Raw genomic sequence first — 16,205 nt, forward strand, 5'->3', positions numbered from 1 at the left:
TGCTCTCGGTTATCTCTTATTCATGTCGGATGAAGCTGTCCTGTCTGTTATGCTGACGTATATTTATACATTGGATATCTGTTATTAAATTTGGAATATTAGTTCGTAACTTTCACTTGTATTGTTTCACTTGTTGTCTTCCCATGATCATTGACCCATTCCACTACATATTCATAATCACCGACGGCACGATCTTTGATCTCAACCTTGGCTGTCTGCGCATGAGGAGAAGATGCCGTCAACGGCTGGCTGTCAATCTCCGTACCATTCTCATACAATCGGTATGATGTGGCATTCGTGCCCCACCACATATTCATTGTGATTGTATAGTTGCCATCTCCATCCCAATTGTCGTGGGATAGCTCCGGCTGAGATGGTTCAGCATTGCGAACGGTTATCGTGAGCGGTTGACATTCCGTTTTACCTTTTGCGTTCGTTAGCTCACACGTATATATATAGGTACCATTGGCCCGACCTTGAATGGAAGTGGATGCCTTCTGCGCTGCAGGGGTAGATGCAGATAACTTCTGACGATCTAGCAGTTCTCCGTTCTCATACAGCTTATACTCCGTACCATTGTTCCCCCACCACATGTTCATCGTCACCGTGTAGGTTCCATCACTAAGCCCGTTTCCGTGACCGTTATTGTCAGATAGAACAGGCACTCCAGGTGCACCAGTAACCTGATCCCCAGCCACCACCGTTATCTCAACGGTTGTCTCAGCAATCAGTCCCGCACCATTCTCCGCACGAGCTGTAAAGATATGCTTACCAACAAGCCCAGCCAGCACAATCTCATCCCCTGACTGCACAGTCTCGCCATCCCAAGTCAGCTCCAGATGTGTAATACCCGATTCAGGGTCTTCAGCCTTCACCTTCACTTGAAGCACATCATCCTCGCTCATCTGCTCCGCTGGCATGCCTGTAATGACTGGAGGTGTGGTGTCTTCCGGCTCTTGCGGGCCACCCACATAGCGAATATTCGGAGCCTTCGGCTGTTCCATGCCTGCACCGAGATAAAAGCTTGTGTGTGGAGGCTGGTTATAAGCAACATTTTGCCATGCTACGCCAAGACGATAGACTGGATCATGCATCAACGTACGAAGACGAACATCGGTCTCATCGGTTGTGATATAGATCCGCAGCTCGGAGCTGTCTTGACTGCGCCAAATCACTTCCTCACGCCAGTCGCCAAATAAATCAGCTTGTAAGCTTGGATTGGCTTTGGTTCCATTGTTGGAAGCAGCTCCTGTTGCTGTCAGCAGGTTAACCGTAGTCTGATTCTCGTAGTCCCACTTGTCGATTCGAATACCATCCTGCAGTTCACGCAACAGATCGCCGTCCCACCAAATTCCAAAGTTTGTGGAGGAAGGAATCTTCGTTGTGATCAATTCTCCCTTGGCACTATACAGCCCGGTAATCGGAATATGCTGTTCATTGGTAATCGTAGCCGCCCATACCTCAGCTCCCGGATAGTTTGGATCGATATCAGCTGCCATACCGCGCCCCGTGTCCATCCCCGTAAACACTCCCCAAAGCACTTCACCTGTGGCTGCATCTCTCATCTCCATGCCATATTTCGAGCTTCGGTCCTCATGTACCCCGAATACCTCCATCCCCGGACGGGTTGGATCAAGGTCACTCAGATGCATCGCATCTCCATGTCCCAGTCTTGTGTTGTAAAGTGGCTTACCGTCGTCATCAATTGCCATTGCTCCGAATGTAATCTCATCTTTGCCATCACCGTCCACATCACCTACGGATAGGTTGTGATTCCCTTGACCTGCATAGGAACCGTAACCCTCATCGTTCGAGTCAAAACGCCATACCTGACTGAGCTTACCATCCTGAAAATTGTAAGAAGCAAGTACTGTACGCGTGTAATACCCGCGGCTAAACATCGCACTCGGATGCTCTCCGTCCAGATAGGCAACAGCCGCAAGGAAGCGGTCTACACGGTTTCCGTATCCATCCCCCCATGCAGCAACGTCTCCGCGTGGCGGATCATACTTCACTGTATCCAGTGCCGCCCCGGTCTCTCCATCAAATACGGTTAGAAACTCATCACCCAGAAGTACATAACCGGAGCTGTTACGATGATCTGCATTCGCATCCCCGATGACTTTCCCTTGTCCGTCAACGGTTCCGTCTGCGGTCTTCATCATCAGTTCAGCCCGGCCATCTCCATCAAAATCATAGACCAGAAACGGTGAGTAATGTGCCCCTGCCCGAATATTCGGCCCCATATTGATCCGCCAGAGACGGGTTCCGTCCAGCTTGTAGGCATCCATATATACAATGCCGGTAATTCCGGCCTGAGAATTATCCTTACCGTTATTCGGCGACCACATGAGCACGATCTCGTACTCGCCATCCCCATCGACATCCCCGACACTGGCATCTCCTGCATAGTAGGAATACGGCTGCCCGTCTTTGGTATACGCATCGGCAGGTTTCTGCAGCGGCACAGACAGGTATTGCTCCTGCCATACACCGAACTCTTTCGTCGCCGGCTTCTCTATTCCATTTTCTACCGTCGTAACACGGTATTTAGAACTGTCCGTACCTTCGGCATCCGTATAGTTCGTGCTGCCCGTCAGCGGCTCTGCGTTCAGCTTCACATCATCACGATACAGATTGAAAGCAATCGAATCCGTATCCAGCCCCAGCATGCGCCAGCCAATGTAGTTTCCCTTCTCCGTTTTCACCGCAACCGGTGCACGATCCAAATACTCCATTGCCCGGTTCAGCGTTGTAGCTACCGGAGTTTCAAGCACGCTGGACAGCTCGGATACGCCACCTGCATTCACTGAGGCCACTTTATAGTAATAAGGAACCGTACTGAGAATGGTGGAATCCTTAAACGAAGTTTCCTTGGTCCGACCAATCATCTCATAAGGCCCATTCTGGCTTTTGGAACGGTAAATTTGGTAAAATCGTGCACCAGCAGCTTCATGCCATGTGAAAGAAACATCGTTTTTCCGGATCTCTTGTAACGCCAGCCCGGTAGGTGCTTCTGCTTTCGTTACACTTGGATCAATCGTAGATACATTCAGCGCATTGGACGCGAGCGATTCCGTTCCCGTCTGATCCACCGCTGTTACCGTGTATACATAATCCATGCCAAGTTCGATCTGATTATCCGTATAGGCTGGCTCATCAACTGTGGAGAGCAATTCTGATTTAGTTGCTCCCGCAGATTGCCGATAGACCTTGTACTGAACATCTCCAGCAGCCGCCTCCCACGACAACACTGCACGGATCGGATCACTGTTCAGATCGAGTTCATTCAGTTGAAGCCCGGATGGAGACATAAAGGTTGGTGTGATCTCCAATCCATTGAGATGTGCGGTCTGTCCACTGAACACCAGATTCATCTGGCCGTCCTGCACTTGAACATCGTTGATAACCTTCTCAGCGATATTTTGGGCACCCGAGGATACGGTCCCGTAGTCCTTGCCCTCGATATTGATATTCGTTCGTGCGGAGCCGATCCAGTCTCCAATGTAAGCCTTAACCGAATAACTGCCGTTAGGTAAATCCACCTTGAATTCATAACTTCCGCCAAAATAAATGACAAAATCGCGGCGCAGCGCATCCGTGGCATTGCCACGATCCCGATCCGCCATATTCGCCGAAGAGGTTAGGCCGTAGCCGCGCTCCGGCGTGTATAAGGTATTCCGAGTCACTTCGTTATACCCTTCCGCGACTGGAGAGCCAACGGGGCCAAAATCGTATCGAAATGCAGCCGACTTCGTTGTGAAGCTCACCTCGTCCGAAGGCTCGGATTCGCCTCGACCATTCACGGCAGTGACACGTACCGTATAGCTTTCACCTTCGGTAAGGCCAGATAAGTTCATGGTTGGAACCGTTGCTGTTCCGGCTAGCGTATACGCAGATGCTGGCTCGGAAGACAGCTTGCGATAGATTTTATAGATATCTGCTGCATCATCTGCTGTCCATTTCAATACAGCACCGGCATTACTGATGCTGCCAGCTTTCAGACCGTTTGGCTTCACTGGAACCTCGGCAGGCACTTCAGCATCTTTCACGGCATCGGCCAGTGGAATATCAAGTTCACGCACCGCACCAGCAACCATTCTTGCGATCTGAATGGCACCGTACTCCTGAAAATGCGTATTGTCAGCAACTCCGTTAGGGAACGCCTGATAAATACCCGGTGCAACATGCAGGAACACCGACAGTGTAGCCTCAGGCCCAATCGAGTCATAATATTCGATGCTGAGTTTGCTCAGATCAATTAGTAGCACATTGTTTTCGGACGCTACTTCTTTGGCTGCCTGAACATATTCAGGGAAGGAAACATTGAATTTTCCCGTACTTGCATTGAAGTCCCTGCGCCCCATCGGCGTTACCAGAATCGGCGTTGCCCCCCGTTGCCGCACACCGTCTATGTAGGTTTTCAGATAGATTTTGTAATCGGCCGGGGAAGCGTAGCGGTCAGGCACACTGATGGTCGCATCATTATGTCCGAACTGTACAAACAGATAGTCTCCTGGACGGATCACTCTCAGAATTTCATCCAGCCGCCCTTGGAAAATAAACGACTTGGAACTGCGTCCACCGATGGAATGATTTTTGATCTCCACGGTATCGTTAAAAAAGGAAGGAAACATCTGCCCCCAGCCCGCTTGCGGCTCCCAATACGGATTGTAGGTCTGCATCGTGGAATCTCCAGCCAAATACAGAACAGGTTTGCTTCCCGCATCACGCTCAGCTTGCTTGGTAATAACCAATGCATTCAGATTCGCAGCGGTACCGGAAAATACCAGATTCATCTGACCATCCACCATCGCGATGTCAAAGTCCATCTCCAGATACTCGCCTGCCGCCTTGCTGTTCAGTTGCACCTTGTTCATGCTTTCTACATCGATGGCAATCTCTGTAGCTCCGGCTGCATCCCCGGCAACAAGCGAAACAGTATAGTCACCGTTCGGCAAATCCACGTTGAATTGTCCACCTGCAGCAAATGTTGCAAAATCAGACTTGATTGGATCACTCGTTCCACGATCCTGCACCGTCACCTTGGATGCATCCGCAAAACCATATCCCCGTTCCGAGGTATAAACGGCATCCGCTCCCACACCCGTATACCCCTCCGCCACGACTCCTGATCCAAAATCATATCGATAAACGGTTGTTTCCCCAGTATCAACAGCTGAATCCGGTGCTGCCGCACTCACTGTTGTCGTACCATAGAATGCACCCCATCCCAAGCTGGAAATCGTAAATATGAATATCAGCACAATTAAACCGAGTTGCCGCGTATGTTTTGCACTCATCTACACCCACCCTTTCGTTTCTTCAACATGTCCTTCTGCTGAATTAAATAAAGTAAGCGCTTGCATTTTGTTGATGTACAACCCTCCTACGATTCTTACAACTCTCCCTGTTCCTCTCTGACTCCACGTCCACCTCCCCCTTTCCCACCGCAGTTTATGCCGCCGCTTCCAGGCTCACACCGAACTGCAGATTTGATTTCCCCTCGATACTAACGTTAATGTCCTGGAAATAACATGTAATTATCCGTCTTTTTTCACCACAAACCCGATATATTATCCCCCCATTCAACTGACTGTCACATAAGCAACCGTTTTCCGATGTTTCAGGTAATAATATCCCTTTCCATAACCGGGTCATTCGGTTACAATAGGGCGATATGTGTGTCCGGGTCCGGCGGATGCCAACATGCAGTTTCGAGAATGGCCTGCACACTGTACAGGTTCATCATCCAGATTTGATATTAATTGGAGGCTTATCAACACCATGCAAACCGAGTCACAGACTAAAGTCAAAATCATAAACGCCGATCCCAGCGCGATGGGATTATTTGGGCTTGCGATTGTAACCCTGGTCGCTTCTTCCCAAAAACTCGGCATTACCGACGGACTTAGCTACGCTATTCCGTGGGCGATCTTCCTGGGTGCTTTCGCCCAACTATTCGCATGTATTCAGGATTCCAAACGCAATAACACTTTCGGCACCACCGCTTTCGGCGCTTATGCCTTCTTCTGGTTCGCTATGGGTGCCAACTGGATGATTAAAATGGGCGTGTTCGGCTCTACACTCGCTGAGCAAACCGATGGCAAGCAGCTTGGATTCGCTTTTGCCGGATACCTGATCTTCACCTTGTTCATGACGATTGGGGCTGTTGAAGCCAATAAAGTGTTGCTTATCATTTTCATTCTGATCGATTTCTTGTTCCTTGGTCTGACCTTTGACGCTTTCGGCGTAGCACCACATATCTTCCATACGATCGCTGCATACGCTGAGATGGCGATCGGTATCGTGTCACTGTATGGTACAGGTGCTTCGGTTCTGAATGCTCACTTCGGTTATACTTTCCTGCCGATCGGCAAACCGTCCGGTATTTTCAGACCTAAGGCTTAATATACAGATTGAAGTTCCACCGCCTGCGCGCCGGTCCGCGCCTGGCGGTTTTTTCGTATTACCTCGTCTCGTACCTCTACATTTGAATATGTTCCTAACCGACACCTATACTATATAAGTTGAACTCAAAGATTTTACACAGCCCACTCCGATGAGATAGCAAACCTTTTGAACAAAGAAGAGCCCACAAGAAATGCTGCATTTAGAAACACAATCATAGCAGCCATACTGTAAGGAGGAAGAAACATGAGAGAGATACCGAAACCAACGGAGATGGATCAAACGGAGAGAAAGTATGTACGTGAAACGCGCTGCTTCAAAACGGCACGGGTATTCCCGACAGATGTCAACAATCATAACACCTTGTTTGGCGGCAAGTTGATGTCCTACATTGACGATATTGCCTCCATCGCTGCCTCCAAGTTGTGCAGGGTAAATACCGTTACTGCATCAACCGACTCCGTCGATTTCCTGTACCCGATTAATCCTACGGACTCCGTAACACTTGAATCGTTCGCTACGTGGACTGGCCGCAGTTCCATGGAAATTTTCGTGAAGGTTATTCGTGAGGATCTGATAACGGGGGAGAAAAAAATCGCGGCAACAGCCTTCCTGACCTTTGTGGCCCTGGATGAAAATAACCGCAAACTGATCGTGCCCCGTATTATTCCGGAGACTGAAGAGGAGAAAAAACTGTACGAGACTGCGCCTGACCGCGCAGCCATGCGGAAACAACGGCGGGAAGAGAGCAAAAAGTTCGCTGACTTCCTGACCGTAACGTATCCTTGGGAATAAGCACAGAACAGTTTAACCAGAGGATGCCGGATAGATCGATATCGTTCTGCTATCCGGTAACTCTCCTCCCATAGAAACACACCACTGTTGATAGAGCCGGAACGCAGCTCCACTTTCGATATACTGCTTAGACATGTATATACCCTGCTCTATGGAAGGGACACGTCCTGCAACATATAGTCGAAAGCCCGCATTTAACAGCACCTGATTTACAAACGTAAGATGACCATCCCCGCGTAGTACACTCTCCGCCACCTCAACCTGCTTCGCCGCGGTCCAGATCATATCCGGCACAGGCATATCCAGATCGTAGATTGAAGGATCTACAAGTTCAAGCTTCATCTCACCATCCTCGACAGCATATACACGTGTAGGACGATCAATATAGAGATCCTCCGACCCTTCCATACCTTGAATAACATAAGCACGTTGATACTGAAAACGAGTAAGAAGCTTGGCTATTCGATCCAGAAACGTATTATGAAACACTCCAAAAACAAGATAAGGCGAATGATTATAATCAATCAGCTTCTCGGCTGTATTCAGTACCGTTCGAAAACCTAGTTCTTCCCGTAATGGACGAAGTCTGCGTAACGGCTCACACCAGTCTTCCGCAGAAACATACATTACACCTGTATGGAGGGCAGCACTCCGGGCATTTTCCCGGTCGATCTTCCGTGTATCAATCCCTGCCTCTCTCAATACAACAGACAGCGTAACTCCCCATTTAGGCGGTAAAGGTTCACTACCGTGTAGCGTAACCGGTAAACCCGCTGCCGCCAGTACAAATGCCACAGGGTATGTCGCCATAAATGACTTGGTTCGTCCGTCGTAAGGACCCGCACAATCCAAGCTATCCTGAAATACGGAGAAACGCTCCGCACTGTTCCGGCACGCATGGACAAAGGCTTCCATTTCCTCGACATTCTCCATCTTCATCCGCTCAGCCATAAGAAATGCGGCCGTCTGGGCAGGAGAAACTTGCTGTTTCAATATATGCTCGGCAACGTTCAATGCCTCTGCATAATTCAGATCACGTGAGCCTCGTTTGCCGCGCCCTACCTCTCTGAGGATCTGAGACATATCCATAGAGCATCCTCCTTCCAATTATGACTGGAGCAGTTGATGTGCTTTCACAATCGCTGTAGCTACATCGACCATCCGTTTGCGTTCATCCATCGCTTTTTTGCGTAACAGATCATAGGCTTCCGATTCGGAGATCTGCTTTAAATCACACAAGATCGCCTTCGCCATATCAATCCATTTCCGATCTTCCAATCTGGACTGCAGTTGCTTTCGCTCTTGCTCCCATTGCTTGCGTTCCATATAACGCCGCGCAGCAAAGTGCAGCGTCCAATGAATCTCCGGCCCAGCCATAGACGGTGTAAGAATGCCATCAAACGAGGTATCAACCTCGCAGTCTTCTACAGAGGAAGATGCTGTATCCGGAGCACACCACCAGAGAAGCGGAGTATCCGACTTCTCCTCACCCAGCCGCTTTACCCAATAAGCCACGTCCGCAAGAGACAAATGCAGGATGGAGGCATCGACTTCACGAGCAAGCTTCATCACCTCATCCTCCCTGTCCGAGACCTTAACATGATAGCCAACTGCTCCCAGCAGCTTCTCCGGTGTTAGAGGGATTGCTTCGGACGAGCCGGCCTGAATGGGATGTACACGGATGACCAATATGGATCGCATGATGGATCAATCCCTCCTTATATTGATATACAGTACCCACGCTCACTTTTAATACATTACCACATGAAAGCGTTATAATGTCATGTTACCTAACAAAAATCAAGGAATAAACATCTATATTTCAAAATTCCAGGTGCTCTGAAGTATTCGTAAGTAGCATCATGAGATGCATTCTGATCCTCGGTCTGATCCTAATGAATTAAAATGGAACAAATAATGGGTTAATCATGAGTACTATGGCACATTTCCTACATTATATGGCGTTTACGAAGTGATACATGGATTTATTTTCTTATTTTTTGTAATTTAAAGCATATTTTACGTAGCCGATTCAGCTTTTCTTTAAACTCATGTAAACATAATTAACTTCAAATTTCAAATACTTTTTTATGTTAACTATATTGACATGAACAAATCATTCTTTTATAGTTAACCCATAAGAACTCCATAACTGAAGGATCACTCACAGTTACAACGACGTAGCTGGTTGAAACGGCAATGAAGCCTGTTTTGCAAATTCGGAGATAAGGGATGCGTATGTATATGCGCAGTCCTCCGAGGCATGACAGGCTTTTTCGATTTTTAGGAACAGACGAAGGTAGCGTAGTAAACAGAATACAGAAATGGATCTGAGGGGGCTAACCACAATGAGTACAACGAAAAAACTGGTGCTGGTCGGCAATGGTATGGCGGGAATTCGTACAATTGAGCATATTCTGAAACTCGCACCACATGCATATGACATTACCGTCTTTGGCGCAGAGCCGCATCCAAACTACAACCGAATCATGCTATCTTCCGTTCTCGCAGGCGGAACATCCATTGAAGATATCGTGATTAATGATTGGAGCTGGTACGAAGATAACGGTGTCCATGTCTATCCGGGTGACCCTGTCGTGCAGATCGATACGGTACGCAAAGTAGTTGTATCTCAGAATGGGGTCCACGCATCCTATGACGAGCTGATTATGGCGACAGGTTCACAGGCTTTCATCCTGCCTCTTCCAGGCGCGAATAAAGAAGGGGTCATCGGCTTCCGTGACATTAAAGACTGTGAAACGATGATGGCGGCATCCCAAAAGTACCGCAAGGCGGCTGTCATCGGCGGTGGACTACTCGGTCTGGAAGCTGCCCGCGGACTATTAAATCTGGGTATGGACGTAACCGTCATTCATATTAACGGACACTTGATGGATCGAAATCTGGATCTGCCTGCTGGATTAATGCTTCAGCGAGAGCTTGAGGAGCAGGGCATGAAGTTCCTTTTGAACAAACATACGGAAGAGATTACAGGCAAAGGCCGGGTTAAAGCACTTCGCTTCACCGACCAAACGGTGCTTGAGGCAGACCTCGTTGTGATGGCAGTCGGTATTCGCCCGCAGATCGAACTGGCTCGAAACAGCGGTCTGGATGTTAATCGCGGGGTCATCGTGGATGACTATATGCATACCAATATCCCTGGAATCTCTGCTGTAGGAGAATGTGCGGAGCATCGCGGTATTGCCTATGGACTCGTAGCTCCGTTATATGAACAAGGTATGGTTCTTGCCAAACGGCTCGCTGGTGCAGCAACCGAAGGATACGCAGGGTCGGTCACTTCAACCAAGCTGAAGGTTTCGGGAGTCGACGTATTCTCTGCCGGACAATTCAAGGACTCGCCAGACACACGCAGCATTCGCATTCAGGATGATGTAGACGGTGTTTACAAAAAGATGGTGATCAAGGACGGCAAGCTCGTCGGTGCAGTGTTGTTTGGTGATACGACCGATGGCGCATCCCTCTTTTCCTTAATTAAAAGCGGTGAGGACATCAGCGGTCGTGAAAAAGAAATTTTGCTCGGCGTGCCTTCTGGCGGTTCCGGTTCCGGCCCTTCTGTAGCCGAGCGCATGGCTGCCATGCCAGATGATGAGATCATCTGTGGCTGTAACGGTGTAACGAAAGCTGCCATCGGTGATGCTGTTCTCAATAAAGGATGTAACACTGTCGGTGCTATCAAATCCTGCACGAAAGCTTCCGCTTCCTGTGGAGGATGTAAACCAATCGTGGAATCACTGCTCACGTATTATGCAGGGGACAATGTTGGCGAGCAGACTAAAGAAGGCATCTGCGGCTGTACTTCCTATGACCGGGATGAAATTGTGGCTCAAATCAAGGAAATGGGCCTGAAAACCGTCAAAGAAGTCATGAACGTGCTGGGCTGGGATGAGCCAGAAGGCTGCTCCAAATGCCGTCCTTCCCTTAACTACTACCTTGGTATGATCTGGCCTACAGAATATGAGGATGAGCGGGTATCCAAATTCACGAACGAACGTTACCATGCCAATATCCAGAAGGACGGCACGTATTCCGTTATTCCGCGAATTTACGGTGGTGTAACGTCCCCGGCAGAACTGATCAAGATCGCAACGGTTGCTGAGAAGTATGACGTACCGATGGTTAAATTTACGGGCGGACAACGACTCGATCTACTGGGTGTACAGAAGGAAAACCTGCCGAAGATATGGGAAGAACTCGACATGCCTTCCGGCTTCGGTTACGGCAAAGCTTTACGGACAGTAAAAACATGTGTAGGTAATACGTTCTGTCGCTTCGGTACACAGGATTCGATCGAGATGGGCATTCGTCTGGAGAAGAAACTCGACAAGATGGTCGCTCCAGCGAAAGTAAAATTGGCCGTCTCGGGATGCCCACGGAACTGTGCCGAAGCAACCATTAAAGATCTGGGCGTTGTCGCCATCGATGGCGCATGGGAGCTTCATGTTGGAGGCAACGGCGGTGTGAAGGTTCGCGCAGCAGAGCTGTTATGTACGGTGAAAACAGATGCTGAAGTCGAAGAGTGGACTTATGCTTACCTGCAATATTATAGAGAGAACGCAAGATGGAATGAGAGAACAGCGGCGTGGATTGAACGGGTAGGTCTGGATCATGTGAAGGAGGCTCTGGCAGATCGAGATGTACGTCTCGCACTGGTTGAACGTCTGGAAGTGACACTGGGTCACACGGTAGATCCTTGGAAAGAGATTATTGAAGATGAGAAATTGCGTAAAAACTTCACCCCACTGTCCGGTGCAGAACCGGTAGCTCACTAGAAGAGGAGGATCAGCGATGAATAGATTTCGCATTGGGCATCTGGCCGATATTGATGAAAAAGGGGCTCGTACCTTTCTGGTCGAGGATACCGAAATTGCCGTTTTCAAACTGAGCGACGGCAGCCTTCATGCCGTAGAGAATCGCTGCCCTCACAAGGGCGGCAAGCTATCGGAGGGAATGGTCTGCGGAACAGCCGTTCACTGTCCATTACATGACTGGAAGATTGATCTGCGAAGCGGCAAGGTCCATGAACCGGACGATGGTTGCTTGAACACGTACCAAACAGAAGTGGACGGAGATAGCGGAGATATCTATATTACGATTGCAGGTTAACCAATTGATTAGTGCCACAAGACAATGCTGACAGAAGGAGGGGTGCACGATGGATTTTGTTAAACCTGCAGAAGTATTGCAAGCCATGGTTGACGTTGGTGAACATAAAGCCAAAATGAATCGGGTACAGATGTTGATCCGCGGTTTTCTGGCTGGCGCCATCCTTGCCTTTGCCACTACACTGGCGTATACTGCCGTGTCTCAAACTTCGCTTGGTTTGGCGGGTGCACTCATCTTCCCGGCAGGATTCGCAATCATTATTCTGCTCGGTCTTGAACTGGTGACAGGAAACTTCGCCTTGATTCCGCTCGCAGTGATGAAGCGCAGAGTCAAACTTATCGATATGCTTCGTAATTACTTTTGGGTAATTATCGGTCACCTGATCGGATGTGCATTTTACGCACTATTATACGGCCTGACGATAACCAAAATGGGCACAGATATGAGTAACCCACTCGTTCAAACACTGATTCAAACCAGCGAAACGAAAACACTGGGATATCAGCATCTGGGCGGGGCAGGCATCGTGCTTGTCATCATAAAGGCCATTCTATGTAACTGGATGGTTGCGCTCGGAGCCGTGATGGCGATGACCTCTACATCTACACTGGGGAAAATCGTGGCGATGTGGCTGCCCATTACGATCTTTTTTGCCCAAGGCTTTGAACACGCCGTTGTGAATATGTTTGTGATCCCGGCCGGCATGATGCTTGGCGCTCATGTCACGATTACAGACTGGTTGCTGTGGAATCAGATTCCGGTGCTGGCAGGTAATTTTTTGGGCGGCGCTGTATTTACAGGTCTTGGTCTGTATTTTGCGCATCACTGGGGAAGCTCGCTTAAGCTATCATCTCCGCTAGCGACCATTCAAGGTGGCAGATCAGGGCTAACAGCTCCCAATACAACTTCGAAATGGGGGACACGGTCATGAGCAGAGGGTTGGTAAGTATCATCGGTGCTGGTCCTGGTGATCCCGAACTGATTACAGTCAAAGCCCTGAAACGGATTCAGTCTGCTGATGTTATTATGTACGATCGACTTGTCACGGATGAATTACTTGCTGAGGCGCGGGATGGCGCTCTCCGTATTTACTGTGGCAAAGCTCCCGGGCTTCACTCTATGAGCCAGGAGATGATCGGACGTATGCTGGCTTCTCATGCAGCAGAAGGCAAACACGTTGTCAGGCTTAAAGGTGGTGACCCGTTCATCTTCGGCCGTGGAGGTGAAGAAGCGCTGGTGCTGGCGGATTCTGGTATCCCGTACGAGATTATCCCCGGCATCACTTCGGCTGTGGGTACTTCCGCTTCTTCGCTCATTCCACTAACCCATCGCGGGGTCGCTTCTTCTTTTGCCTGCGTAACGGGAACCGGCAGTGATGGAAGTGTATCCTCTGTTCGCTGGGACCTGCTTGCGCATAGCGTAGATACGCTTGTGATTTACATGGGGATAAGCCAGTTATCACAGATACAGCAAGAGTTGCTTCGTCATGGCAAAGCCGGGCATACACCAGCCGCACTAATTGAACGAGGAACAACAAGTGAAGAACGAATTGTCACAGGCACACTTGCCGAACTGCAGACATTAGCTAATATGCATCACATCTGTAATCCAGCTTTAATTATGGTTGGAGAGTCCGTACTCATCCGCGAACAATTACTCCAGATGCAGCGCGCTGCATCTGCTTCAATGACGGGTTAACCTTCAGTTGCACGCAGATCCCGCAGCGGAACGCATTCACATAGTATAATAAGCATGTATTTGCATGTATTTAGTCCGAAAACATACGCTCATTCATCATCCGACCCTTCTGCCCTGGTTCAATCAGCAGACGGGTCGGTTTGATGTTAATAAGAGCTGTCAGCTGCTCCCCCATATAATGGGCGGAATATTTGAACCCCACCTCTGCCCAATGCATAATAACCCCCACGGTTGCGGATACGAGATAACTTAACATAATGTCATAATTGATCACTTGCTCACTATCTTCAGTTACCAAAATGAAGTCCTGAGTAAGGTAATCCCGGAACACATTGTTGATCCTGAGCGCCATATCCCCATGCATTGTCATGAGCGCCTTGAATTGATCCTGATGATTTTCAATATATTCAAACACAGGCATAGTCGACGGTAACAGTCCGGTCATATCTACTTCTGTAAGGTTAGCATACGGTGAGGCATAAGCCTGTCCTAATCCTTGCAGGAAGTCTTCCAGAAGAAATTGCAGTAGCTCCGGTTTGCCGGGAAAATGCAAATAAAAGGTCCCCCGATTATAGTCGGCTCGTTCCGTAATATCCCGGATGGTCAGGGCGTCAGCCCCCTTTTCCAATATTAAAGAAACCGCCGCAGCGATGATCGCATCCTGCGTTCTTCGTGCTCTCCGATCCTGAGGGTGTTCAATAATCAACACTTCCGCCTCCTTTGTCCATTATTGTAACCTAAATGAACAACGCTTACATCTGTGTTCAGTAGCTGACATTTGCGCTGTCAATGATTATTGTCACATATTTATGTATATCTTAACATTAAGACAGGAACTAAAGACGACAGGTTTTCACCCACTGAATTCATTATTTAATTCCTATGGAGATTACCTGCCCATTATATATTATAAGGAGACGATTCAATCATGAGTACATCCTACACACAAACCGCTGTCATTACAGGAGCTGCCGGAGGAATTGGTAAAGAGCTTGCACGTCGCTTGGCTGAACGTAAAATCAATCTGGTCTTGGTTGATTTGAACGAAGAAGCGATTGCCAAAACGATTGCAGAATTGAATCTAGATCAAGAGCATACCATTGCGGTCAAAGCCAATGTATCCGATGAAGCAGATGTTAAAAATTACGTACAAAAAGCAATGGATGCATTTGGACGTATCGATTATTTTGCGAATAATGCCGGTATTGAAGGGCCAACGGGTCTAATTGAAGACCTGAGTGTTGAAGCACTTGATACAGTATACAACGTAAATATTCGCGGGGTATTCCTTGGTCTGCAAAACGTCATTCCTGTGATGAAAAAACAAAAATCCGGTGCGATTCTGAATACCTCTTCCCTTGCTGGTCTGATGGGCGCTCCGGCGGTATCTCCATATATTATGTCCAAACATGCCGTTGTTGGTCTCACACGTACCGCTGCCAATGAACTGGCACCGTTCAACATTCGGGTAAATGCTGTGCTGCCAGGCACCATCAATACTCGTATGATGCGTCAGATCGAAGCCAACTCCGGCAACGTAGAAGACTACCAATCCGCTACGGTATCCGCCATTCCAATGGGCCGGTACGGTGAACCGGAAGAAGTCGCAGCCGTGATGAACTTCCTGCTATCCGAAGATGCATCTTACGTGACCGCGTCCCTCTACACTGTAGACGGCGGCATGATGGGTCAGTAATAGTGCATAAAACTAAAGACCTCGACACCACCATGAAGGGCACTTCCCTTGTGTGATGTTGAGGTCTTTTTTCTCGTATGCACTAACGTATATCCATCAGGCACTATCTGTGCTATTTGTGCCACTCCACTACGCTAACGATCAACATGAACGCTATTTCGGTATAAACACCTGAATAGCGTCGCTGGTGATCGTTAGGATTTTTAATCCACGTATCCCGCGTGACCTTTGTCCATCAAATAATCCATTTCCGCATCCAAAATACTTTCGACAGTCAGCTCGTCAAGCTTCACATCTTTGCGGCTTAGAATGTAGTCAGACAGATCGTCGCCGTCAATATCGACGTCTTTACCTTTAGCATTCTCATGTGCCTTGTTGATGTAAGCTTGCTCATGCTTCAATACAAGTTCGATATTTGCTTTACTGGCCTTTGTTTTGTCCGCGATGTATTGCATCATTTCCTGCTCATTAATTGCGTTGT

12 protein-coding genes are annotated in these 16,205 nt (G+C 48.5%); 7 read left to right on the forward strand and 5 right to left on the reverse strand.

What is annotated here, in order from left to right:
- Positions 1 to 98 precede the first annotated feature (98 nt).
- Entirely contained in the window at positions 99 to 5,303 is a 5,205-nt protein-coding gene (locus MHI38_RS14975) for a rhamnogalacturonan lyase family protein (RefSeq protein ID WP_341181366.1), read from the reverse strand.
- 484 nt (positions 5,304 to 5,787) lie between these two features.
- On the opposite strand from MHI38_RS14975, the gene MHI38_RS14980 reads away from it, so the two are divergent.
- Complete coding sequence (locus tag MHI38_RS14980; RefSeq protein WP_090921519.1) at positions 5,788 to 6,411, forward strand: acetate uptake transporter; 624 nt, start codon at positions 5,788 to 5,790, stop codon at positions 6,409 to 6,411.
- A 246-nt stretch (positions 6,412 to 6,657) separates the two neighbouring features.
- Positions 6,658 to 7,206 carry an acyl-CoA thioesterase gene (locus MHI38_RS14985; RefSeq protein ID WP_186809692.1) on the forward strand — a complete coding sequence of 183 codons (549 nt, stop codon included), beginning with the start codon at positions 6,658 to 6,660 and terminating at the stop codon, positions 7,204 to 7,206.
- A 12-nt stretch (positions 7,207 to 7,218) separates the two neighbouring features.
- On the opposite strand, the gene MHI38_RS14990 is transcribed toward MHI38_RS14985, so the two are convergent.
- Together MHI38_RS14990 and MHI38_RS14995 are read right to left on the reverse strand one after the other, a co-directional pair.
- A complete protein-coding gene (locus tag MHI38_RS14990; protein WP_253499260.1) occupies positions 7,219 to 8,295 on the reverse strand; it encodes an anthranilate phosphoribosyltransferase in 1,077 nt (358 codons plus the stop codon).
- A gap of 18 nt (positions 8,296 to 8,313) precedes the next feature.
- Entirely contained in the window at positions 8,314 to 8,907 is a 594-nt protein-coding gene (locus MHI38_RS14995) for an ANTAR domain-containing response regulator (protein ID WP_154890004.1), read from the reverse strand.
- A gap of 647 nt (positions 8,908 to 9,554) precedes the next feature.
- On the opposite strand from MHI38_RS14995, the gene nirB reads away from it, so the two are divergent.
- From nirB to cobA, 4 genes are read left to right on the forward strand one after another with little or no spacing between them, the layout of a single operon-like run.
- Entirely contained in the window at positions 9,555 to 11,996 is a 2,442-nt protein-coding gene (nirB, locus tag MHI38_RS15000; protein WP_154890002.1) for a nitrite reductase large subunit NirB, read from the forward strand.
- Between the two features lie 16 nt (positions 11,997 to 12,012).
- Complete coding sequence (nirD, locus tag MHI38_RS15005; RefSeq protein WP_154889999.1) at positions 12,013 to 12,330, forward strand: nitrite reductase small subunit NirD; 318 nt, start codon at positions 12,013 to 12,015, stop codon at positions 12,328 to 12,330.
- Positions 12,331 to 12,379: 49 nt separating this feature from the next.
- Entirely contained in the window at positions 12,380 to 13,261 is an 882-nt protein-coding gene (locus tag MHI38_RS15010) for a formate/nitrite transporter family protein (protein WP_221790014.1), read from the forward strand.
- A complete protein-coding gene (gene cobA / locus MHI38_RS15015; RefSeq protein ID WP_341181367.1) occupies positions 13,258 to 14,028 on the forward strand; it encodes a uroporphyrinogen-III C-methyltransferase in 771 nt (256 codons plus the stop codon). The genes MHI38_RS15010 and cobA overlap by 4 nt, the downstream gene beginning before the upstream one ends.
- 70 nt (positions 14,029 to 14,098) lie before the next feature.
- Here cobA and MHI38_RS15020 read toward each other — a convergent pair whose 3' ends face one another.
- Positions 14,099 to 14,734 (reverse strand): TetR/AcrR family transcriptional regulator, encoded by a 636-nt coding sequence (locus MHI38_RS15020; protein ID WP_167375745.1) that lies wholly within the window; start codon positions 14,732 to 14,734, stop codon positions 14,099 to 14,101.
- A gap of 222 nt (positions 14,735 to 14,956) precedes the next feature.
- On the opposite strand from MHI38_RS15020, the gene MHI38_RS15025 reads away from it, so the two are divergent.
- Positions 14,957 to 15,724 (forward strand): SDR family NAD(P)-dependent oxidoreductase, encoded by a 768-nt coding sequence (locus tag MHI38_RS15025; protein WP_154889991.1) that lies wholly within the window; start codon positions 14,957 to 14,959, stop codon positions 15,722 to 15,724.
- 203 nt (positions 15,725 to 15,927) lie between these two features.
- On the opposite strand, the gene MHI38_RS15030 is transcribed toward MHI38_RS15025, so the two are convergent.
- Positions 15,928 to 16,182, reverse strand: coding sequence for a hypothetical protein (locus MHI38_RS15030; protein ID WP_145333845.1), 255 nt, complete (start codon positions 16,180 to 16,182; stop codon positions 15,928 to 15,930).
- Positions 16,183 to 16,205: the final 23 nt, after the last annotated feature.

The organism is Paenibacillus sp. FSL K6-1558 (genome assembly GCF_038002565.1).
GTDB lineage: Bacteria > Bacillota > Bacilli > Paenibacillales > Paenibacillaceae > Paenibacillus > Paenibacillus polysaccharolyticus.

Excerpts from the sequence above, each read along its gene's own strand:
- MHI38_RS14980 (WP_090921519.1), top strand. The coding sequence starts at position 5,788 with ATGCAAACCGAGTCACAGACTAAAGTCAAAATCATAAACGCCGATCCC.
- nirB (WP_154890002.1), top strand. The coding sequence starts at position 9,555 with ATGAGTACAACGAAAAAACTGGTGCTGGTCGGCAATGGTATGGCGGGA.
- MHI38_RS15010 (WP_221790014.1), top strand. The coding sequence starts at position 12,380 with ATGGATTTTGTTAAACCTGCAGAAGTATTGCAAGCCATGGTTGACGTT.
- MHI38_RS14985 (WP_186809692.1), top strand. The coding sequence starts at position 6,658 with ATGAGAGAGATACCGAAACCAACGGAGATGGATCAAACGGAGAGAAAG.
- MHI38_RS14995 (WP_154890004.1), bottom strand. The coding sequence starts at position 8,907 with ATGCGATCCATATTGGTCATCCGTGTACATCCCATTCAGGCCGGCTCG.
- MHI38_RS14990 (WP_253499260.1), bottom strand. The coding sequence starts at position 8,295 with ATGGATATGTCTCAGATCCTCAGAGAGGTAGGGCGCGGCAAACGAGGC.
- cobA (WP_341181367.1), top strand. The coding sequence starts at position 13,258 with ATGAGCAGAGGGTTGGTAAGTATCATCGGTGCTGGTCCTGGTGATCCC.
- MHI38_RS15030 (WP_145333845.1), bottom strand. The coding sequence starts at position 16,182 with ATGATGCAATACATCGCGGACAAAACAAAGGCCAGTAAAGCAAATATC.
- MHI38_RS15025 (WP_154889991.1), top strand. The coding sequence starts at position 14,957 with ATGAGTACATCCTACACACAAACCGCTGTCATTACAGGAGCTGCCGGA.
- MHI38_RS14975 (WP_341181366.1), bottom strand. The coding sequence starts at position 5,303 with ATGAGTGCAAAACATACGCGGCAACTCGGTTTAATTGTGCTGATATTC.
- nirD (WP_154889999.1), top strand. The coding sequence starts at position 12,013 with ATGAATAGATTTCGCATTGGGCATCTGGCCGATATTGATGAAAAAGGG.